Source organism: Bradyrhizobium sp. Bra64 (assembly GCF_024519875.1).
Taxonomy (GTDB): Bacteria; Pseudomonadota; Alphaproteobacteria; order Rhizobiales; family Xanthobacteraceae; genus Bradyrhizobium; species Bradyrhizobium japonicum_G.
Genome location: NZ_JALJRD010000001.1, coordinates 69,426 through 88,925 on the forward strand (window position 1 = coordinate 69,426; position 19,500 = coordinate 88,925).

19 protein-coding genes and 1 tRNA gene are annotated in these 19,500 nt (G+C 64.3%); 13 read left to right on the plus strand and 7 right to left on the minus strand.

Annotation, left to right across the window (positions count from 1 at the left end; translation table 11 throughout):
* Positions 1-222: 222 nt before the first annotated feature.
* The 4 genes from NR187_RS00295 (at position 223) to recQ (ending at position 5,384) form a co-directional block, all read left to right on the plus strand.
* Positions 223-1,524 carry an O-acetylhomoserine aminocarboxypropyltransferase/cysteine synthase family protein gene (locus tag NR187_RS00295; protein WP_256805437.1) on the plus strand — a complete coding sequence of 434 codons (1,302 nt, stop codon included), beginning with the start codon at positions 223-225 and terminating at the stop codon, positions 1,522-1,524.
* A 12-nt stretch (positions 1,525-1,536) separates the two neighbouring features.
* Positions 1,537-2,538 carry a homoserine O-succinyltransferase gene (locus NR187_RS00300; RefSeq protein ID WP_256805438.1) on the plus strand — a complete coding sequence of 334 codons (1,002 nt, stop codon included), beginning with the start codon at positions 1,537-1,539 and terminating at the stop codon, positions 2,536-2,538.
* Between the two features lie 105 nt (positions 2,539-2,643).
* Complete coding sequence (locus tag NR187_RS00305; protein WP_211386098.1) at positions 2,644-3,387, plus strand: polysaccharide deacetylase family protein; 744 nt, start codon at positions 2,644-2,646, stop codon at positions 3,385-3,387.
* 131 nt (positions 3,388-3,518) lie between these two features.
* Positions 3,519-5,384 carry a DNA helicase RecQ gene (gene recQ, locus NR187_RS00310; protein WP_211386099.1) on the plus strand — a complete coding sequence of 622 codons (1,866 nt, stop codon included), beginning with the start codon at positions 3,519-3,521 and terminating at the stop codon, positions 5,382-5,384.
* A 205-nt stretch (positions 5,385-5,589) separates the two neighbouring features.
* On the opposite strand, the gene NR187_RS00315 is transcribed toward recQ, so the two are convergent.
* Positions 5,590-6,603 (minus strand): 1-aminocyclopropane-1-carboxylate deaminase, encoded by a 1,014-nt coding sequence (locus NR187_RS00315; protein ID WP_256806186.1) that lies wholly within the window; start codon positions 6,601-6,603, stop codon positions 5,590-5,592.
* Between the two features lie 163 nt (positions 6,604-6,766).
* Here NR187_RS00315 and NR187_RS00320 point away from each other — a divergent pair, with 163 nt between their 5' ends.
* The 4 genes from NR187_RS00320 (at position 6,767) to NR187_RS00335 (ending at position 9,120) form a co-directional block, all read left to right on the plus strand.
* The gene (locus NR187_RS00320) at positions 6,767-7,231 is read left to right on the plus strand and encodes an Lrp/AsnC family transcriptional regulator (protein ID WP_211386100.1); all 465 of its coding nucleotides are present in this window, start codon (positions 6,767-6,769) and stop codon (positions 7,229-7,231) included.
* A 45-nt stretch (positions 7,232-7,276) separates the two neighbouring features.
* A complete protein-coding gene (locus tag NR187_RS00325) occupies positions 7,277-8,437 on the plus strand; it encodes a PLP-dependent cysteine synthase family protein (RefSeq protein WP_211386101.1) in 1,161 nt (386 codons plus the stop codon).
* A gap of 292 nt (positions 8,438-8,729) precedes the next feature.
* Positions 8,730-8,815 (plus strand) — tRNA-Ser (locus NR187_RS00330).
* Positions 8,785-9,120 (plus strand): carboxymuconolactone decarboxylase family protein, encoded by a 336-nt coding sequence (locus NR187_RS00335; RefSeq protein ID WP_211386102.1) that lies wholly within the window; start codon positions 8,785-8,787, stop codon positions 9,118-9,120. The genes NR187_RS00330 and NR187_RS00335 overlap by 31 nt, the downstream gene beginning before the upstream one ends.
* A gap of 13 nt (positions 9,121-9,133) precedes the next feature.
* Here NR187_RS00335 and NR187_RS00340 read toward each other — a convergent pair whose 3' ends face one another.
* Positions 9,134-10,717 (minus strand): diguanylate cyclase, encoded by a 1,584-nt coding sequence (locus tag NR187_RS00340; protein WP_211386103.1) that lies wholly within the window; start codon positions 10,715-10,717, stop codon positions 9,134-9,136.
* A gap of 235 nt (positions 10,718-10,952) precedes the next feature.
* On the minus strand, positions 10,953-11,819 hold the full coding sequence (locus NR187_RS00345; protein WP_211386292.1) for a hypothetical protein: 867 nt from the start codon (positions 11,817-11,819) through the stop codon (positions 10,953-10,955).
* Positions 11,820-12,023: 204 nt separating this feature from the next.
* Between NR187_RS00345 and NR187_RS00350 the strand changes: the two genes are divergently transcribed.
* On the plus strand, positions 12,024-12,272 hold the full coding sequence (locus NR187_RS00350) for a hypothetical protein (protein WP_211386104.1): 249 nt from the start codon (positions 12,024-12,026) through the stop codon (positions 12,270-12,272).
* Between the two features lie 9 nt (positions 12,273-12,281).
* Here the strand turns inward: NR187_RS00350 and NR187_RS00355 are convergent, their stop codons facing one another.
* The gene (locus NR187_RS00355; protein ID WP_256805444.1) at positions 12,282-13,217 is read right to left on the minus strand and encodes an alpha/beta hydrolase; all 936 of its coding nucleotides are present in this window, start codon (positions 13,215-13,217) and stop codon (positions 12,282-12,284) included.
* A 114-nt stretch (positions 13,218-13,331) separates the two neighbouring features.
* On the opposite strand from NR187_RS00355, the gene NR187_RS00360 reads away from it, so the two are divergent.
* The gene (locus tag NR187_RS00360; protein WP_256805446.1) at positions 13,332-14,219 is read left to right on the plus strand and encodes a branched-chain amino acid aminotransferase; all 888 of its coding nucleotides are present in this window, start codon (positions 13,332-13,334) and stop codon (positions 14,217-14,219) included.
* A gap of 30 nt (positions 14,220-14,249) precedes the next feature.
* Here the strand turns inward: NR187_RS00360 and NR187_RS00365 are convergent, their stop codons facing one another.
* Together NR187_RS00365 and phaR are read right to left on the minus strand one after the other, a co-directional pair.
* Positions 14,250-14,870 carry a trans-aconitate 2-methyltransferase gene (locus NR187_RS00365; RefSeq protein WP_256805448.1) on the minus strand — a complete coding sequence of 207 codons (621 nt, stop codon included), beginning with the start codon at positions 14,868-14,870 and terminating at the stop codon, positions 14,250-14,252.
* 107 nt (positions 14,871-14,977) lie between these two features.
* The gene (phaR, locus tag NR187_RS00370) at positions 14,978-15,577 is read right to left on the minus strand and encodes a polyhydroxyalkanoate synthesis repressor PhaR (RefSeq protein ID WP_211386108.1); all 600 of its coding nucleotides are present in this window, start codon (positions 15,575-15,577) and stop codon (positions 14,978-14,980) included.
* A gap of 302 nt (positions 15,578-15,879) precedes the next feature.
* Here phaR and NR187_RS00375 point away from each other — a divergent pair, with 302 nt between their 5' ends.
* The 3 genes from NR187_RS00375 (at position 15,880) to NR187_RS00385 (ending at position 19,023) form a co-directional block, all read left to right on the plus strand.
* The gene (locus NR187_RS00375; RefSeq protein WP_211386109.1) at positions 15,880-17,058 is read left to right on the plus strand and encodes an acetyl-CoA C-acetyltransferase; all 1,179 of its coding nucleotides are present in this window, start codon (positions 15,880-15,882) and stop codon (positions 17,056-17,058) included.
* 238 nt (positions 17,059-17,296) lie between these two features.
* On the plus strand, positions 17,297-18,022 hold the full coding sequence (gene phbB / locus NR187_RS00380; RefSeq protein ID WP_027515120.1) for an acetoacetyl-CoA reductase: 726 nt from the start codon (positions 17,297-17,299) through the stop codon (positions 18,020-18,022).
* A gap of 131 nt (positions 18,023-18,153) precedes the next feature.
* Positions 18,154-19,023 (plus strand): DMT family transporter, encoded by an 870-nt coding sequence (locus NR187_RS00385; RefSeq protein WP_256805452.1) that lies wholly within the window; start codon positions 18,154-18,156, stop codon positions 19,021-19,023.
* A 48-nt stretch (positions 19,024-19,071) separates the two neighbouring features.
* Here NR187_RS00385 and NR187_RS00390 read toward each other — a convergent pair whose 3' ends face one another.
* Positions 19,072-19,494 (minus strand): cupin domain-containing protein, encoded by a 423-nt coding sequence (locus NR187_RS00390; protein ID WP_256805453.1) that lies wholly within the window; start codon positions 19,492-19,494, stop codon positions 19,072-19,074.
* Positions 19,495-19,500: the final 6 nt, after the last annotated feature.

Sequence of the window (19,500 nt, forward strand, 5' to 3'; positions counted from 1 at the left end):
GTGGCGCGCCGCGCCGGACAAGAGGCACCACGGCGCATCAATTCATTAATCCAGTTTGATTCGAATTTTAGCCAATTCATCAACAACCGTTAGGGTTACTTCCTCGATCTCTAGACGAATTATTGTCCGCTTTACCAGCCGCCTCTAACAGAGGGACGGCGGACAACGCACATGCCTCGTACAGGCCAATAAGTGCGGCCCGCTCCACGCGGAGGTGGCACGATGCGCAACGAGACGATCGCTATTCACGCCGGCTACGAGCCCGAAGCCACCACGCACGCGGTTGCCGTGCCGATCTACCAGACCGCGGCCTATGCCTTCGACAGCGCCGATCATGGCGCGGCGCTCTTCAATCTCGAGGCCGAAGGCTATCGTTACAGCCGTATCGCCAATCCGACCAGCGCGGTGCTGGAGAAACGCGTCGCCCAGCTCGAAGGCGGCGTCGGCGCGCTTGCGGTTGCGACCGGACAGGCGGCGCTGCACTTTGCCTTCGTCAACGTCGCCGACCACGGCGGCAACATCGTTTCGGTTCCGCAGCTCTACGGCACCACGCACACGCTGCTCTCGCACATCCTGCCGCGCCAGGGCATCACTGGCCGCTTCGCCGAGAGCGACAAGCCTGAAGCAATCGAAAAGCTGATCGATGAGAACACCCGCGCCGTGTTTGCCGAGACCATCGGCAATCCCGCCGGCAATGTCTGCGACATCGAGGCGCTGGCGGAAATCGCGCATAAGCATGGCGTGCCGCTGATCGTCGACAATACGGTTGCGACCCCGATCCTGCTCAAGCCGTTCGACTACGGTGCCGACATCGCCGTGCACTCGCTGACCAAGTTCCTCGGCGGCCACGGCACCACGCTGGGCGGCGCCATCGTCGATTCCGGCAACTTCCCCTGGGCCAAGCACGCCGATCGCTTCCCGGGCTACAACAAGCCGGACGCCTCCTATCACGGCCTCGTCTATGCCGAGCGCTTCGGCAAGACGGCCTATATCGAGCGCGCGCGCAGCATCTATCAGCGCACCATGGGTTCGGTACTGTCGCCCTTCAACGCCTTCCTGCTGCTCCAGGGCATCGAGACCGTGGCGCTGCGGATGGAGCGCCACTGCGAGAACGCCCGCAAGGTCGCAGAATTCCTGTGCAAGGATCCGCGCGTCGCCTGGGTCAATTACACCGGATTCCCGGACAGCCCATACTATCCGCTGGTCCAGAAATATCTCGACGGCAACGCCTCCTCGCTGTTCACCTTCGGCATCAAGGGCGGCATGGAAGCCGGCAAGACCTTCTACGATGCGCTGAAGCTGATCACGCGCCTCGTCAATATCGGCGACGCCAAGTCGCTGGCCTGCCATCCAGCCTCGACCACGCACCGGCAGATGTCGGCCGAGCAGCAGCGCGCCGCCGGCGTGCTGCCCGAGACGATCCGCCTGTCGATCGGCATCGAGCATTCCCTGGACATCATCGGAGACATCGACCAGGCGCTGGAGAAGGCCTGTCCGTCGGCGCGCCTCCAGGCCGCGGAGTAGGCGGCGGTACCGATGACGATCTTGATCGACAGGGATCAAGGCATATCGAGCCCGGCACTGGTGCCGGGCGAGGGTGATCTGGCGCGCGAGCATCGCGGCGCCGAACTCACCATCGGATTGATCAACAACATGCCGGATGCGGCGCTGAAGGCGACCGAGCGGCAGTTCATGAAGCTGCTGCAGGCCGCGGCAGGCCCGCGGCGCATCCGCTTCCACTGCTTCTCGCTTCCTTCCGTGAAGCGTTCGCCGGAAGCGAAGTGGCATGTCGAGAGTGAATATTCTGAGCTCGCTGAACTCCGGCAACACAATTTCGACGGGCTGATCGTGACCGGTGCCGAGCCGGTTGCACCCGAACTCGACCAGGAACCGTACTGGCGAGATCTCACCGAGCTGATCGACTGGGCCAAGGTCAACACGCGCTCGACGATCTGGTCGTGCCTTGCCGCGCATGCGGCGGTGCTGCACCTCGACCGGATCGAACGGCGGCGGCTGCCGGCCAAATGTCACGGCATTTTCGACTGCGAGACCGTCACCGGCGATGCGCTGATGCGGGCAGCGCCTGCGCCGCTCAAGGTCTCGCATTCGCGTCTCAACGAGATTGCGGAAAGCGACCTCGCGCAGGCCGGCTACCAGGTGCTGACGCGTTCGGCGAAGGCCGGCGTCGATATCTTCGTCCGGCAATATGCCAGCCGTTTCGTATTCTTCCAGGGCCACCCGGAATATGATGCACTGTCGCTCCAGCGCGAATATCTGCGCGACATCGGCCGCTATCTTGCGCGCGAGCGTGAAAATTACCCGCATTTGCCCGTGAGCTATTTTGACGCAGCGACGGAGGAGAAGCTTGCCCGCTTCGAGAAACAGGCAAGGCACCAGCGCCACCCGGCGCTCAGCAACGAACTGCTTGCGCTGAATTTGCGTACGGATATTGCCGCGGGCAGCGCTGCTGCGGCACTATTTCGCAACTGGCTGCAATATCTCGGTACCGAAGCCGACGCCTCGGTGCTGGCGCGTTAACCGAAGGGCGTTGGTCCCTCGTTAGGATTACCCAAGCGTTAGGCTTGCCTCAACCAGCGCGCGAATGTTTCAGTAGAGCAATAGGGAATCACGGGAAACGCAGTCGTGTGGTCGGCACTCCAGGGACGCGTGAGCAATCGGCTGGCCCGGCATTTCCGCGCCGCGCCGCACCGGCTGCCCGCGCATGCGCCGATGGTGAGCTTCACCTTCGACGATGCTCCCGATAGCGCCGCAGGCGAGGGCGCCGAGCTTCTGGAGCGGCATGGCGGCCGCGGCACCTTCTATCTCGCCGGCAGCCTGATCGACCGGCCGTCGGACCACTGGCACGGCCTGTCGAACGACGCCATCGTGCGGCTTCACCGTGCCGGGCACGAGATCGCCTGCCACACCTTCTCGCACCAGAGCGCGATCAATCTCGACGAGGCCGCCATGGCCCGCGAGATCGAGCGGAACCGCAGCCATTTTCGCGGCATCGATTCCTCGATCGTGCTGGAAAATTTCGCCTATCCCTATGGGATCGCCTCGGTCTGGCGCAAGCCGCAGCTCGCCAGGACCTTCCGTTCGGCGCGCGGCATCCTTCCCGGCGTCAATCGCGACGTCATCGATCTCCAGTTCCTGCGCGCCTCGCCCCTGGTCAATTACGAGATCGATGCGGCAGGCGTCGATGGCTATTTCGACGAGGCGGTCGCGAGTGGTGGCTGGCTGATCTTCTACAGCCATGACGTCGTCGATGCGCCGAGCCCCTATGGCTGCACGCCGCACCTGATGCGCCACGCGCTAGAGGCCGCCGGGAAGCGCAACATGCCGATCGTGACGGTCGCGGAAGCGCTGCGAAGGATCGGGGCGTAGCGCTTTCTCATGCGCGCATATGCCTCTTGTCCCTCCCGGCAAGTGGGAGAGGGACAAGTTAGGCTTGCCACGCGGACGCCGCCATGCGACTGGCCTTGTGACGAATCTCACGGCTTTGCCCCGACACACGCATGTCCTCTCCCTCCACCGCTCCGCTGCCTGCGCCGGCCAACGGCCGCGATGCGCTGTCGGTGCTGCATTCGGTGTTCGGCCTGCCGGGGTTCCGCGGCGAGCAGGGCGAGATCATCCGGCACGTCACGGAGGGCGGCAATTGCCTGGTGCTGATGCCGACCGGCGGCGGCAAGTCGCTGTGCTATCAATTGCCGGCGCTGCTGCGTGAAGGCTGCGGCATCGTGGTGTCGCCCCTGATTGCGCTGATGCGCGATCAGGTCGCCGGCCTGCTCGAAGCCGGGGTCAATGCCGCCGCGCTGAACTCCTCGCTGACCCCGCAGGAAGCGTCCGACATCGAGCGGCGCCTGATCGCGGGCGATCTCGACCTGCTCTATGTCGCGCCGGAACGCCTGGTGACGCCACGCTGCCTGGCGCTGCTGGCGCAGGCGAAGGTGGCGCTGTTCGCGATCGACGAAGCGCACTGCGTCTCGCAATGGGGCCACGACTTCCGCCCGGAATATGTCGGCCTCTCCATCATCGCCGAACGTTTTCCAAATGTGCCGCGCATCGCGCTGACCGCGACCGCCGACGAGTTGACGCGCAAGGAAATCGTCGAACGGCTTCGGCTTGCGGACAGTCCGCAATTCGTCTCCAGCTTCGACCGGCCCAACATCCGCTACGAGATCGTCGACAAGCGCAATGCGGTGTCGCAACTGAAGGAGTTCATTCGGGAGCGGCACGCGGGCGATGCCGGGGTGGTCTACTGCCTGTCGCGCAATCGCGTCGAGGAAGTGGCCGCCGCGCTCGCCGATGCCGGCATTGCCGCGCTGCCCTACCACGCCGGCCTGGACAGCAGCGTACGCTCGCGCAACCAGGACCGCTTCCTCAACGAGGACGGCATCGTCATCGTGGCGACCATCGCGTTCGGCATGGGCATCGACAAGCCCGACGTCCGCTTCGTCGCCCATCTCGATCTGCCCAAGAGCATCGAGGCCTATTACCAGGAGACGGGGCGCGCCGGTCGCGACGGCAAGCCGTCGGCGGCCTGGATGGCCTATGGCCTTTCCGACATCGTGCAGCAGCGCCGCATGATCGACGAGTCGAGCGGCTCCGACGAATTCAAACGGGTGTCGATCGGCAAGCTCGATGCGCTCGTTGGTCTTGCCGAAACGCCGCACTGCCGGCGCCGGCGGCTGCTCGCCTATTTCGGCGAGATCGCGATGGGCGAGGCGTGCGGCAATTGCGACAACTGCCTGACGCCGCCGAAGATGCGCGACGGCAAGGTGCTGGCGCAGAAGCTGCTGTCCTGCGTCTATCGTACCGGCCAGCGTTTCGGCGCGATGCACCTGATCGACGTGCTGATCGGACGCCTCACCGAGAAGGTGACGCAGTTCGGCCACGACAAACTGTCGGTGTTCGGCATCGGGCGCGAGCTCAACGAGAAACAGTGGCGCACCGTGCTGCGGCAGCTGGTGGCGATGGGCCATTTGCAGAGCGACAGCGAAGCTTTTGGCGCGCTGAAGCTGACGGAGTCCTCGCGCGGCGTGCTGCGCGGCGAGACCGAAGTGCAGCTGCGCGAGGACGCCCCGGCCACCCGCACCCGCGGCAGCCGTGCAAAATCCCGCCGCGGCGATCTCGCGCCGGCGGCCAGCACGCCGCAAGGCGACGTCGATCCCGAATTGCGCGCGCGGTTGCGATCCTGGCGCGCGGATATCGCGAGGGAGCGCGGCGTGCCGGCCTATGTCGTGCTGCACGACGCCACCATCGACGGCATCGTCCGGGCCTGGCCGACCACGCTCGACGAATTGCGCAACGTGCCCGGCATCGGCGACAAGAAGCTCGAACATTACGGAGACGAGCTGCTGCAGATCGTGCGGACGCGGTAGGGGCCCCGCCAATAGCTCTGCTGTCATCCCGGACAAGCGCAGCGCAGATCCGGGTTCCATACTGCGTGATCTATCGATTGGGATCGGTAGGAGTACGGAACTGCAAGTCTTCGCCAAACGCCTTCCTGGGGCAATGGTCCCGGGTCAGTGCTAATTAAACGCTTGCCCGGGACAACAGGGGAGAGGAGGCGAGAGCTAGGCAACCTCACCCGTTCCGGAATGCATAACCGTAGCCGTTCAGCGCCGGCGCGCCGCCGAGATGGGCGTAGAGGATCTTTGCGCCCTTCTCGAAATAGCCCTTCTGCGTCAGGTCGATCAGGCCCTGCATCGACTTGCCCTCGTAGACGGGATCGGTGATCATGGCTTCGAGACGCGCGGTGAGGCGGATCGCTTCCTTGGTCTCCTCCGACGGCACGCCATAGGCGGGATAGGCGTAGTCCTCGATCAGCACGACGTCGTCTGCGACGATGTCGCTGCCGAGCTCGACAAGTTTTGCCGTGTTCTGCGCGATCGAAAGCACCTGCGCCTTGGTCTGCGCAGGGGTGAAGGAGGCGTCGATCCCGATCACCTTTCGCGCGCGGCCGTCCGCGGCGAAGCCCACCAGCATGCCGGCATGGGTGGAGCCGGTGACGGTGCAGACCACGATGTAGTCGAACTTGAAGCCGAGCTCGGCCTCCTGCTTGCGCACCTCCTCGGCGAAGCCGACATAGCCGAGCCCGCCAAACTTGTGCACCGAGGCTCCGGCGGGAATCGCGTAGGGCTTGCCGCCCGCCGCCTTCACTTCCTCGATCGCGTCCTCCCAGCTCTTGCGGATGCCGATGTCGAAGCCGTCGTCGACCAGACGTACGTCGGCACCCATGATGCGCGAGAGCATGATGTTGCCGACGCGGTCATAGACGGCGTCCTCGTGCGGCACCCAGGCTTCCTGCACCAGGCGGCACTTCATGCCGATCTTGGCGGCGACCGCCGCGATCATGCGGGTGTGGTTCGACTGCACCCCGCCGATCGACACCAGCGTGTCGGCGTTCGATGCGATCGCATCGGGAATGATGTATTCGAGCTTGCGCAGCTTGTTGCCGCCATAGGCGAGGCCGGAATTGCAATCCTCGCGCTTGGCATAGACCTCGACCTGGCCGCCGAGATGCTTCGACAGCCGTTCCAGCTTCTCGATGGGCGTCGGGCCGAAGGTCAGCGGATAGCGCGCGAATTTTTCCAGCATGGTCAGGTCATCCCGATTGGCGTTGAGCTGGCCGCAGCGACTAGCATGGTCGGCGAGAAATGTGCTCTCGAATGCTGCACTCATATTGCATGTGATCTTGCGAATATTGCCTGTTGAGATAGTGTTTCTTTCGTAAATCAATCTAATAGCGGAAGTATCTTCCATGTCGTCACGGCTGGATCGCGTCGACCTCAAGATATTGAGATTGCTGCAGAATAACGGTCGCCTCAGCAACGCGGAACTGGCGGGGACCGTCGCCATCAGCCCCGCCACCTGCCATCGCCGCACCCAGCGCCTGTTCGAGGACGGGTTCATCGCCGCGGTCCGCGCCATGGTCGCCCCGAAGAAGGTGGCCAAGGGCACGCTGGTGATGGTCGGCGTCGTGCTCGATCGCTCCACCCCGGAGAGCTTTGCCATCTTCGAGCAGGCGATCGCAAAACTGAAATTCGTGCTCGACTGCCACCTCGTCGCCGGCGACTTCGACTATTTCCTCAAGATCCGCGTCGGCGACATGGAGGACTTCAACCGCATCCACGGCGAGCAGCTCATCGCGCTACCCGGTGTGCGCCAGACCCGCACCTTCTTCGTGATGAAGGAGGTCGTCGACAACGCGCCGCTGGAGTTTTGAGGGGCAGCTATTGATGCGCGATCGGCGTCATGAGAGATTCAGCCGATGCAGACTTTTCCCTTCCGCCATCTCAATCCGGACGGGCCGGCCTATCGGCGCGGCTGGGTCGATGAAGCCGTCGCCGCGATCGAGGCCGACCAGTGCCGCACGGCTGACACGCATCTGATCCGGCTGATCGTGCCGGCGCTATCAGGCATCGACATCTATCTGAAGGACGAGTCCACGCATCCGACCGGCAGCCTGAAGCACCGGCTGGCGCGCTCGCTGTTCCTCTACGCACTCTGCAACGGCCATATCCGCCAGGGCACGCCCGTCGTCGAGGCCTCGTCGGGCTCGACCGCGGTGTCGGAAGCCTATTTCGCGCAGATGATCGGCGTGCCCTTCTACGCGGTGATGCCGCGCACGACCTCGGCGGAGAAGATCGCCGCGATCGAGCATTTTGGCGGCAACTGCCATCTGATCGATGATGGCCGCGCGCTCTATGCGGAGGCTACCGCGCTCGCCACCCGGTTGAACGGCCACTACATGGACCAGTTCACCTTCGCCGAGCGCGCCACCGACTGGCGCGGCAACAACAACATCGCCGAGTCCATCTTCACGCAATTGACGGGCGAGCCGCGGCCGATCCCGGACTGGATCGTCATGGGCGCCGGCACCGGCGGTACGTCAGCCACCATCGGACGGTATTTGCGCTATCGCCAGTATCCGACGCGGCTGTGCGTTGCCGATGTCGAGCATTCCGCCTTCTTCGACTGCTTCCGCTTGCAGGATCGCTCCCATGTCTGCGAGCGTCCCTCGCTGATCGAAGGCGTCGGTCGCCCGCGCTGCGAGCCGTCGTTCGTTCCGGGCGTGGTCGATCGCATGATGAAGATTCCGGATGCAGCGACGATCGCAGCGATGAACGTGCTGTCGCGCCGCCTGAGGCGGACGGTCGGCGGATCCACCGGCACCAATTTCCTGGCGCTGTGCCGGCTCGCATCGGAGATGCGAAAAGCGAACGTCACGGGATCGCTGGTAACGCTGATCTGCGATTCCGGCGAACGTTACCGGCAGACCTACTACGAGCCCACCTGGCTGAAAGCGCGGGGGCTCGACCCTGCGCCGTTCGAGGCGGCCTTGTCCTCGTTCCTCGCGACGGGAGAGCCGCTGACGCTTGCCGTCGATGACGTCGCCAATCCACAGAGCGTGGAAAATTCCGAGGCATAGGGCATACCGTCGCGTAACGTCTCCCTGCCCTTTGCAAAATTGCACGGTCGTCACGGCAACTTCACTTGCCTTGCGCGCGCACGCGGGTGAGCTTTCCACCTTCTCAACGAGGAGATCCTGCCGTGCGCCTTCCCATACTCGATCCGAAAGAGCTGACCGACGAGCAGAAGCCGCTCTATGACGACATGCGAGCCGGCATTACGGACCACTTCAAGGGCTTCATAAATATGCGCGACGACGGCGCGCTGCTCGGGCCCTGGAATCCCTGGATTCGCGAGCCGCGTTTCGGCAAGCCGGTGTGGGAGCTGGTCAAGGCGATCGCGTCGAACCCGTTGCTGCCGGCGCCGGTGCGCGAGGTTGCGATTCTCGTCACCGGCTCGCATTTCCGCTCCGGCTACGAGCTCTATGCGCATGTGCTGGTGGCCGAGCAGCGTGGCCTGTCGGACGAGAAGCTCGCGACCATCGTCGCCGGGCAGCGGCCGGTGGATCTCACCAGGCAGGAGGCCGTCGCTTACGACGTGGCATCGGCATTGGTCAGCGGCGGCGTGCTGCCGGAACTGACCTGGCGCGCTGCAGTGAAGGAGTTCGGCGAGCACGGCGCGGCCGAATTGTCCTATCTCGTCGGCGTCTATTGCATGGTCTCGGTCACGCTCAACACCTTCGACGTGCCGGTGCCGGAATAGATCCTCGGTGCGATCACTCCGCCGCCTTGTTCACGGGCGGCGAGGGCGACCAGGCGATGCAGCGGTTGCGGCCTTCGGCCTTGGCCTGATACAGCGCGTGATCGGCCGCGCTCATCAAGGCGTCGATGCCGGACATGCTGACGCTTGCTTCCGCAATGCCGATGCTCACGGTGACGCCGAACTGAACCTGATGGGCAGGGATGTGCGAGCTCATCACGCGCTTGCGGATGCGCTCGGCCACCGTCCTGGCACGCGACAGGCTGGTCTCGGGCAGCAGAATCGCAAACTCCTCGCCCCCGAGGCGACCGACGATGTCCGACTTGCGCTTGCCATCGAGGCATGCGGCCGCCACCGTCCTGATCGCGGCGTCGCCGACCGCGTGGCCGTAGCGGTCGTTGACCGATTTGAAATGATCGATGTCGAGCATCAGGACGGAAACTGCGCGGTAATAGCGCTGGAACCGGCTCCATTCTGCATCGAGAGAGTCGAGGAAGTGACGGCGGTTGTAGAGGCCGGTGAGCGGATCGGTGGTGGCGAGCGTCTCCAGCATCGCGGCCTTTTGCGTCAGATCGGTGATGTCGACATAGGTCAGCATGCGACCGCCATTCGACATCGTGGTGCAGTGGGCCCTGATGCGCCGCCCATCCGGGGTCTGAAGATCGCGCACATGGTCGCCGGCCTTGACCTCTGCGACGCGTTTGACGGGAAACTTCGTCATTTCGGTCGCCGGAAGTCCCGGCGCGCTCGCACGCTGCGCCCGGCTCACCAGCGATGCATAGGTCGGGTGGCCGGCCGCCTCCTGCTCACTCACCTCCCAGAACCGCCGCATGCGCCGGTTCATGAAGCTGGCATTGAGATCGCGGTCGAGCAACAGCACGCCGTCTTCGACGTTCTCGAGCGCGTCGCGCAGCAATTTCAGCTCGTCGGAATAGCGTACGATGTCGGTGACGGGCGTATAGGTCAGCATCCGGCCGCCGTCGGGCAGCGGCGTGCATTGCATCCGAACGACGTCGCCGCCGGTGCGGCGCAGATCGCGCGGAGACGCGTCGCCCGCCTGTATCTGACGGACCCGCTCGGCGACATAGGCCTCAAGCTCGGCCGGCGGAACCTCGTAGGCGAGCGTATCGCGGCCGTGGTGCATCAAGGTCACGAAAGACGGATTGCTGTTGGCGACTTCGTCCGGCAACAGCCACATCCGCCGGAATGCGCGGTTGATCAACTGCGCGCGGAGATTGGCATCCAGCAGCACGATGCCGAGCGGGACGAAATCGAGTGCCGCGCGAAGCGCGAGCATCTGTCCGCGCATCAGCGAGTCGGCCGGCCGCCCCTGCTCGTCCCCGGGCTTTGGTTCGACATGATCTTCCGCCCCGAGCGCAACCCCGACCTGACGGTCCGACCGCCAGAGCACACGGCAGGCGAGGATCTCCTGGCTTGCGAGCCGAAGCTGGAACCGTTCGGGCACGCCGAGGCTGCTCTGCATCTCCAGCGTTGCGCCATCCTCGGACATCCGGCGCACGACGCAATCGATGGTCGATTGACCGAAGTTGAAGATGATCTTGCCGGCGAGAAACGTTCGTTCCGATATCAAGCGGTGCATTCACAACCTCCCAGGCGAAGCCGGACCAGTCTGCCGCAAGCTTATTTGCCGAGAGGTAAGGTGGTGGGCGATCGTGCGGGAGGGCTAACAATTGGTTCACGCAGCAGGCGTCGTGGCAGGGCGGCGACGAACACGAAAAGCCCTTCGTTCTCAACGATGAGCGGTAGCAGCCGTTGCGCCGATATTCGTGAAAATGCGGCAGCCCCGCTTCACCGAAAATCCACCACGATCGCGGTCAGTTGCGCACCGCGTAGAGCGGCGTGCGCAGCGTCACCTGGTAGGACGGCTTTGGCATCCAGGCGATCTGCGCGGTGATGCCGAACAGGCGGTTGTCATTGTCGTCCATGCGGTCGAGGTCGAGCCGCAGGATCGGCTGGGTGAAGGGCTCCGCCAGGCTGCGGCCCCCGAGCTGTGCGCCGCCGAATGACTGCACGCCGAGCCGGCCCGTGAATTTCCAGTTGCTCGGCCATTGATAATAGCCGCCGGCATAGAGGATCGTATTCGGCCGGATGCTGGCGATCTGGCTGGCGACGTTCGTGGTGGTGTATTGTACGCCGGCGAGCCAGCCCCGCGTCTCGTCCACGTCCAGCGCGTAATCGAACTCCAGGATGTTGTTGAACGAGTTCGTCATGCCCTGCTCGTTCGGCACCGACTGCGTCAGGGTGGATTGCAGCGTGATCGTCGGGATCGTGCCGCCGTTCTGCTGATAGAGGTCGGCCTGCACGCCGATGTTCCAGCTCGTGACGTCGAACGCCGACCAGCCGCCGCCGATGTCCGTCGTCGAGCCCGAGACGCCGCCATAGAGCGAGACGCGGTCGTTGACGTCGACGGTCAGGGGCAGGTCGACGGCGATCGATTTCGCGGCCGGCAGACCATTCGGCAAGCTCGCGCCCCGGCGTGACGCCAGCGCTTCGAACGCAGCCGACAATGACGTGCTGCCGAAGCCGAGCCCGAGCGTGCCAGCAGGAATCGTCGCATAGATCGTTCGCAGATCGAGATAGATGTTTGGAACGGACGGTTTTGCCGGAGCGTCGTCGTCGGAGGCGAAGGCGGCGCTGGCAAAAATCGTCAGACAAGGCAGCCCCAGCGCGACAGCGCGCAAAGCCAGGCTATGCAATTGGCTGTGCTGGGCCACGGAGCAATCCGATTGATGGCGGAACCGTCGCTAGATGGAACCTGATCGCTGGTGAGGTCAAGCGCTATCCGCAGGCGATGGACGGCACGGATGTGCACGGTTACCCTGTGGTGATCGCACTGACACACTCGCCGGCCAGAGTGCACGCTGGACAATGGAAGGACAACAGCCATGAACACGTCGCGCCGCATCCTGCTCACTGGCCTGGCTGGGCTCGCTGTTGCTCCGACCGCTGTGGCCGCCGCTGTTCCGTCGCCCGCGCCTGACGACGTGACGGTGGCCGAAGAGCGCTTCGCGCGCGTGATTGCCGTCGCGCATGCGCCCGATGTCACGTGTGCGCGGCAAGCTGAACGCTACGCGGATGCGCACTGGCCGGACTATGTCGTGGCAGCCAGGGCCGTGCTCGATGCGCGCGTGTGATCTGCGCTATTACTCCCCCACCGCCCGCCGCACCTGCTCACCGATCTGCGACAGCACGAGCTGCGCCTGCGGCAGGATGGCGCCCATCGCGTGGAAATTGTGAACCATGCCGTCGTGGCAGACATGCTCGACGGCGACGCCCGCGGCGAGCAGCTTGCGTGCATAGGCGTTGCCCTCGTCGCGCATCGGGTCGAATTCGGCGGTGTGGATGATGGCCGTCGGCAGACCTGCAAGCCGCGTTGCGCGAAGCGGTGAAACGCGCGGATTGGCGGTGTCGATGTCGCCGGCCAGATAGTCGGCGAGATCGGCCTCGATCGTGATGCGGTCGATCAGATGGCCTTCGGCGAATTCTTCGCGCGAGGGTGATGTCTCCTCGAAATCCAGCACCGGGCAAATCAGGCATTGCGCGACGATGGAAAGACCGGCGCTCTGCGCCGCCTCCTGGCACACGATCGCAGCGAGCGTTGCACCGGCGGAATCGCCGCCGAGCACCAGACGTTCGGCGTCGATGCCGAGCGACGAGGCCTCGCGCGCCACCCATTCGGTGGCGGCGACGGCATCGTCCACGGCGGCGGGGAATTTGTGCTCGGGCGCGAGCCGGTAATCGACCGAGACGAGGCGGCAGCCGGTCGCATGCGCCAGCGCCGCCGCGATCCGATCATGCGTGGCAATGCTGCCGGCAACGAGGCCGCCGCCATGGAAGAATACGAAGCCGGGCACGCGCGCACCGGCGCTTGCAGGCGCATAGAGGCGGTAGGACAGTTCGCCGCCTGGACCGGGAAGGAGGCCATCGGACCTCACCACATCCGGGGCATCGGCGCGCGCGAACTGCATCAGCTTTGCCAGTGACTGGCGCCGTGCCTCCACGCTCGGCCGGCTCCGCGCCTGCGGCGCGGCCGCGGCCATCATGGTCAACAAGCGCTTTGCGAGCGGATCGAGCGGCATGTTCCTTCTCCCCTTGTGGAAGAGGGTAACTCACCATCTTTCCGCAGGGAATCATTTAGAATTTACGACCAATGTGTTGCTATATTACGGCACCACGCCAAGGGGAGGCCGGTCATGGCCGAGATCAAAAAGCCCATCGAATATTCGCCGAGCTGGACCTTCTTCGAGGGCAAATGGCATGACGGCAACGTGCCGATCATGGGCCCGCGCACGCATGCGGCCTGGCTCGGTTCGGTCGTGTTCGACGGCGCCCGCGCGTTCGAGGGCGTGGCGCCCGATCTCGACCGTCACCTCGCCCGCGCCAATCAGTCTGCGATCAATTTTGGTTTGAAGCCGGTGGTCGACACCGGCACCTGGCTGGCACTGGCAAACGAAGGAATCGCGCGCTTCGCGGCCAATGCCGAACTTTACGTCCGTCCGATGTACTGGGCGCAGAACGGCTCGGGCGGCGGCGTGCTGTTCGACGCCGAGACCACCAATTGGTGCCTGTGCACCTACGAGGCACCGATGCCGAAGCCCGTCGGCAACGCCATCACGCTGTCGCCGTTCCGAAGGCCCACGGCCGAATGCGCCCCGGTCGATGCCAAGGCCGCCTGTCTCTATCCGAACAATTCGCGCGCGCTGGCCGAAGCCGCCTCGCGCGGCTTCCAGAACGCGCTGATGCTCGACATGCTCGGCAATGTCGCGGAGTTCGGCAATTCCAACGTGTTCATGGCCAAGGACGGCGTGGTCTACACGCCGGTCCCGAACGGCACCTTCCTGAACGGCATCACACGCCAGCGTGTCATCAGTCTGCTTCGCGGCGACGGAATTACCGTCGTCGAGAAGACCCTGCGCTATGCGGATTTCCTTGCCGCCGACGAGATCTTCTCGTCCGGCAATTTCGCCAAGGTCGCGCCGGTGATTCGCATCGACGATCGTGAGCTGAAGCCAGGCCCGTTCTACACCAAGGCGCGAAAACTCTATTGGGACTTTGCGCATGCGGTGAAGCTGGCGGCGTAGCCAGAGCCCTCTCCGTCCTTCGACGCGCGCTTATGCGCGCCGTCGCGTAAACCGGCTGAACTGAAACGCCTGCGTCGATTGCCACGGTGTGTGGTGAATCTCGCTCCGCACCTCCACCAGCTCGAAATCCCGCCCGAGCTCGGCTGAGAGGCTTGCGCTGTCGTGGCGCTGCACCGGCAAGCCGCTGCATTTCTCCGGACCGTCGAGTGCGAACGTGGCGATGATGACGTGTCCGCCCGGTGCGATCGCCGACCGCAGGCGTTCGACATAAGCCGCCCTGTCGCGCGGATCCGTCAGGAAGTGAAACGCGGCGCGATCGTGCCAGACGTCGTAGGTCTTCGTCGGTCGCCATGCCGTGGCGTCGGCAACGATCCAGTCGACCGTTGAGGCGGCCTGGCCGATTCGCGTCTTCGCTTTCTGGAGCGCGTTGGCGGAGAGGTCCAGTACCGCGAGAGTGCGGTATCCGTCCTGCAGGAGCGCGTCCACGAGCCGCGACGCGCCGCCGCCGATGTCGATGATGACGGCGTCATGGTCCGGATTGGCCGCGCGTATCATCTCGAGCGAAATCGCCGGGCTGTCCTGAAACCAGCTGACCTCGGCTTCACCCTTGGTGGCGTAGACGGTGTCCCAGTGCGTGGTGCGGTCAGACATGGGGGCTCCGGCCATGGCCGGGACGGCGGCGCATAAATGAGGACGCCACGATCAATCGGTCGTTTGCGCACCCGCTGCATGCGGGCGCGCCGGTGCGAACGAAAGACCTACTCGTCCTTTTTCGACATGCGCTCGAGGCGTTCCTGCATGTCCTTCATCTGCTGGCGCAAGTCGTCGATGTTGGTGTCCTTGGCCGGCTCCGCGCTCGCATCGGATTCGGGCTCGGTGGTGGTCGCCGCCGGGCGGCCTGCCGTGGGGACAAACGGCTTGAACATCGAGAAGGTCTGCTGGAACAGCTCCATGTTGCGGCGGACCTGTTCTTCCAGCGGCGCAAACGGGGTTCCGGAGAGTGAGTTGGCGATCTGCTTGCGGAACTTTTCCTGCTCCTGGGTCAGCGACGCGATTGCCTGCTCCAGATATTTCGGCACCACCATCTGCATGCTGTCGCCGTAGAAGCGGATCAGCTGGCGCAGGAACGTGGTCGGGAGCAGGTTCTGCCCGGCCTTGTTTTCCTGCTCGAAGATGATCTGGGCGAGCACGGAGCGGGTGATGTCGTCGCCGGTCTTGGCGTCGTAGACGAGGAAATCTTCGCCGTCCTTGACCATGGCGGCGAGGTCTTCCAGCGTCACATAGGTGCTCGTTCCGGTGTTATAGAGCCGTCGGTTCGCGTATTTCTTGATGGTGGTGGGTTGGTCTGATTTCGCCATGGGCTCTCACTTGCAACGCGGAGAACGGGAACCCGGCGGGCTATGCCGCAGGGCGGGAAGAGTACGCAACGCAACAAAATAAGCATTTTCAAAGGGGTCACGCTACCGTTTTGTGCGCCACGGTTAATTGCGGAGCAAAATCTTGCTTGCGAAAGCGCCAAGAACGCTATTTTGAATGCGCTGCGGCATCAATTCGGTCACCAGCCGATTGACATGCCTCAACGACGTTAACAGGATGCCGTTCGAGACTGGCGAGCCTTTTCCCAGCCCCGTCTGCCCCCATTCAACCCCAGGAGATGCCCATGTCAGACGATGTCGTCATCGTCAGCGCCGCCCGCACCCCGGTCGGAAGCTTCAACGGAGCGTTCGCGACCCTTCCCGCCCATGACCTCGGCGCCATCGCCATCAAGGCCGCGCTGGAGCGTGGTGGCATCGAGCCTGGCCGGGTCTCCGAAGTCATCATGGGCCAGATCCTGACCGCTGCCCAAGGCCAGAACCCGGCCCGCCAGGCCTCGATCGCCGCCGGCATTCCGGTGGAGAGCCCTGCCTGGGGCGTGAACCAGCTTTGCGGCTCGGGCCTGCGCACCGTCGCGCTCGGCTATCAGGCGCTGCTCAACGGAGATTCCGAGATCGTCGTCGCCGGCGGCCAGGAATCCATGAGCATGGCTCCGCACGCCCAGTACCTGCGCGGCGGCGTCAAGATGGGCCCGGTCGAGTTCATCGACACCATGATCAAGGACGGCCTGTGGGATGCCTTCAACGGATACCATATGGGCAACACCGCCGAGAACGTCGCGCGCCAGTGGCAGATCACCCGCGCCCAGCAGGACGAGTTCGCGGTCGCCTCGCAGCAGAAGGCCGAAGCTGCGCAGAAGGCCGGCAAGTTCAACGACGAGATCGTCCCCGTCACCATCAAGGGCCGCAAGGGCGATGTCGTCGTCAGCGCCGACGAATATCCGCGCCACGGCGCCACGTTAGATGCGATGGCGAAGCTCCGTCCCGCTTTCGAGAAGGAAGGCACGGTCACCGCGGGCTCTGCTTCCGGCATCAATGACGGCGCTGCCGCCGTGGTGCTGATGACCGCAAAGCAGGCTGCCAAGGAAGGCAAGAAGCCGCTCGCGCGCATCGTGTCGTGGGCTCAGGCCGGCGTCGATCCGAAGATCATGGGCTCCGGCCCGATCCCGGCCTCGCGCGCCGCGCTGAAGAAGGCCGGCTGGAATGTCGGTGACCTCGACCTGATCGAGGCCAACGAAGCCTTCGCGGCGCAGGCCTGCGCCGTCAACAAGGACCTCGGCTGGGATACCTCCAAGGTCAACGTCAATGGCGGCGCGATCGCGATCGGCCATCCGGTCGGCGCCTCCGGCGCGCGTGTGCTGGTGACGCTGCTGCACGAGATGCAGAAGCGCGATTCGAAGAAGGGCCTCGCCACGCTGTGCATCGGCGGCGGCATGGGTATCGCAATGTGTCTGGCACGCGACTGAGAGAGCTGACGCGTAATCTGCGCGTGCGCTGCACACATGGTGAGTGCATTGCACGCGATTAAAAAGGCGGCGGTTGCAAATCAAATATTCTTCGCAACCGTGCACGCCTCGACTAAAGAGAAACGCCCGGCTCAACGCCGGGCGTTTTGTTCTTGATGTCCGTCAAACGTCCCGCATAATCCGCATCTAAAAACGATCACTCAGAAACGTCCGAAGAGTCCAAGGGAAGGAATACGACATGGCACGTGTTGCATTGGTCACGGGTGGTACGCGGGGCATCGGAGCGGCGATCAGCAAGGCGCTGAAGGCGGCGGGATACAAGGTTGCGGCGAGCTACGCCGGCAACGATGCGGCGGCGGAGAAGTTCAAGGCCGAGACCGGCATTGCCGTCTACAAATGGGACGTCAGCAGTTTCGACGCCTGCGCCGAGGGCGTGAAGAAGGTCGAGGCCGAGGTCGGCCCGATCGACGTGCTCGTCAACAATGCCGGCATCACCCGCGACACCGCTTTCCACAAGATGACGCTCGAGCAGTGGAACGCGGTCATCAATACCAATCTCGGTTCGCTGTTCAACATGACGCGCCCGGTGATCGAAGGCATGCGTGCCCGCAAATTCGGCCGGATCATCTCTATCTCGTCGATCAACGGCCAGAAGGGACAGTTCGGCCAGGTCAACTATTCGGCGGCGAAGGCCGGTGACATCGGCTTCACCAAGGCGCTCGCACTCGAGAACGCCAAGGGCGGCATCACCGTCAATGCGATCTGCCCCGGCTACATCAACACCGAAATGGTGCAGGCAGTGCCCAAGGACGTCCTGGAAAAGAACGTGATCCCGCAGATCCCGGTCAACCGGCTCGGCGAACCGGAAGAGATCGCGCGCGCGGTCGTGTTCCTGGCCGCCGACGAGGCCGGCTTCATCACCGGCTCGACGCTGACCATCAATGGCGGCCAATATCAGGCCTGAAGTGGCGCCAGTTCTCTTGGCTCAAATCCTTTGAGCCAAATGCCTGTAGCTTCGGGCGCGACAAGGCGATAGTGAAGACGAAAATGCCCGGCCTCGTGCCGGGCATAAACGTCCTCAGAGCCTTTTGATTGATGACTCCCCGCACCGCGACGCTGATCGGATTGACCGCGATCCTGATGTGGTCGCTGCTGTCAGTGATGACGGTGGCGACCGGAAAGATCCCGGCGTTCCAGCTCGCCGCGATGACGTTCGCGATCGGCGGACTCGTCGGCCTCCTCACCTGGATCGGTCGCGGCGATGCGGCCAAGAGCCTGGTTCAGCCGCTGGTCGTGTGGATTGTCGGCGTCGGCGGCCTGTTCGGCTATCACGCGCTCTATTTCCTGGCGCTGCGCTTTGCGCCGCCGGCCGAAGCCGGCCTTTTGAATTACATGTGGCCGCTGCTGATCGTGCTGTTCTCGTCGTTCCTGCCGGGCGAGCGGCTTGCCATACATCACATCATCGGCGCGGTGCTCGGTCTCGTCGGCACCGTGCTGCTGTTCGCCGGAAGCACCTCCGGCTTCGCGCCGGGCCAGATGCCGGGACTGATTGCCGCGTTCGTCGCGGCGTTCGTCTGGGCGGCCTATTCTGTGCTGTCGCGCCGGCTCAAGGCGGTGCCGACGGATGCGGTCGCGGGATTCTGCCTTGCCACGGCCGCGCTGGCCGCGCTGATGCATGCCGCACTGGAAACCACCGTGTGGCCGGAGACCACGCTGCAATGGCTTTCCGTCATCGCGCTCGGCATCGGCCCTGTCGGTGCGGCATTCTACGCCTGGGACATCGGCATGAAGCGCGGTGACATCCGCGTGCTCGGCGCAGCCTCCTACGCGACGCCGCTGCTCTCAACCGGCTTCCTCATCGCTGCCGGTTTCGCGAAAGCCAGCGCCAACATCGCCATTGCCGCGGTCCTGATCGCCGGCGGCGGCCTGATCGCGGCGAAGGACATGGTGCTGCGGAAGCGGTAACTGTCATGCCGGGTTCGCGCTCCGCGCGGGCCGGAACGACAATTCGGTTTAAGGCTCCCAGCCCTTCGGCGCGAGTTCGAATTTCGCGAACTCGAACGCCGGCGCCACGGTGCAGCCGACCAGCGTCCATTCCCCGGTGGTCTCCGCCATCTGCCAGGCATTCGCCGGCACGATTCCCTGCGGCCGCTCGCCGTTCACGAGGTCGGTGCCGAGCCTCACCTCGTGCTGCGAGCAGCCCTCATGGGCGATGCGCAGCGTCAGCGGGCTGCCGGCGTAATAGTGCCAGATCTCGACCGCATCGATGCGATGCCACTGCGAACGTTCGTCGCGCGCAAGCAGGAAGTAAATGAGGGTCGAGCGCGACCGGCCATTGGCGTCCGCGGCCTGGTCGCGAAACGTCTCGCGGTAATGCCCGCCTTCGGGATGCGGGCGGAGTTCGAGGCGCGCGATGATCTCGGCTGCGGTCGGCATCGATCC

Bases quoted from the DNA above. Each gene is read 5' to 3' on its own strand.
- NR187_RS00295 (WP_256805437.1), top strand. From the start codon at position 223: ATGCGCAACGAGACGATCGCTATTCACGCCGGCTACGAGCCCGAAGCC.
- NR187_RS00320 (WP_211386100.1), top strand. From the start codon at position 6,767: ATGTCGTCACGGCTGGATCGCGTCGACCTCAAGATATTGAGATTGCTG.
- NR187_RS00360 (WP_256805446.1), top strand. From the start codon at position 13,332: ATGGCCGAGATCAAAAAGCCCATCGAATATTCGCCGAGCTGGACCTTC.
- recQ (WP_211386099.1), top strand. From the start codon at position 3,519: ATGTCCTCTCCCTCCACCGCTCCGCTGCCTGCGCCGGCCAACGGCCGC.
- NR187_RS00340 (WP_211386103.1), bottom strand. From the start codon at position 10,717: ATGCACCGCTTGATATCGGAACGAACGTTTCTCGCCGGCAAGATCATC.
- NR187_RS00390 (WP_256805453.1), bottom strand. From the start codon at position 19,494: ATGCCGACCGCAGCCGAGATCATCGCGCGCCTCGAACTCCGCCCGCAT.
- NR187_RS00350 (WP_211386104.1), top strand. From the start codon at position 12,024: ATGAACACGTCGCGCCGCATCCTGCTCACTGGCCTGGCTGGGCTCGCT.
- NR187_RS00385 (WP_256805452.1), top strand. From the start codon at position 18,154: ATGACTCCCCGCACCGCGACGCTGATCGGATTGACCGCGATCCTGATG.
- phaR (WP_211386108.1), bottom strand. From the start codon at position 15,577: ATGGCGAAATCAGACCAACCCACCACCATCAAGAAATACGCGAACCGA.
- NR187_RS00365 (WP_256805448.1), bottom strand. From the start codon at position 14,870: ATGTCTGACCGCACCACGCACTGGGACACCGTCTACGCCACCAAGGGT.
- NR187_RS00355 (WP_256805444.1), bottom strand. From the start codon at position 13,217: ATGCCGCTCGATCCGCTCGCAAAGCGCTTGTTGACCATGATGGCCGCG.
- NR187_RS00325 (WP_211386101.1), top strand. From the start codon at position 7,277: ATGCAGACTTTTCCCTTCCGCCATCTCAATCCGGACGGGCCGGCCTAT.
- NR187_RS00315 (WP_256806186.1), bottom strand. From the start codon at position 6,603: ATGCTGGAAAAATTCGCGCGCTATCCGCTGACCTTCGGCCCGACGCCC.
- NR187_RS00375 (WP_211386109.1), top strand. From the start codon at position 15,880: ATGTCAGACGATGTCGTCATCGTCAGCGCCGCCCGCACCCCGGTCGGA.
- phbB (WP_027515120.1), top strand. From the start codon at position 17,297: ATGGCACGTGTTGCATTGGTCACGGGTGGTACGCGGGGCATCGGAGCG.
- NR187_RS00300 (WP_256805438.1), top strand. From the start codon at position 1,537: ATGACGATCTTGATCGACAGGGATCAAGGCATATCGAGCCCGGCACTG.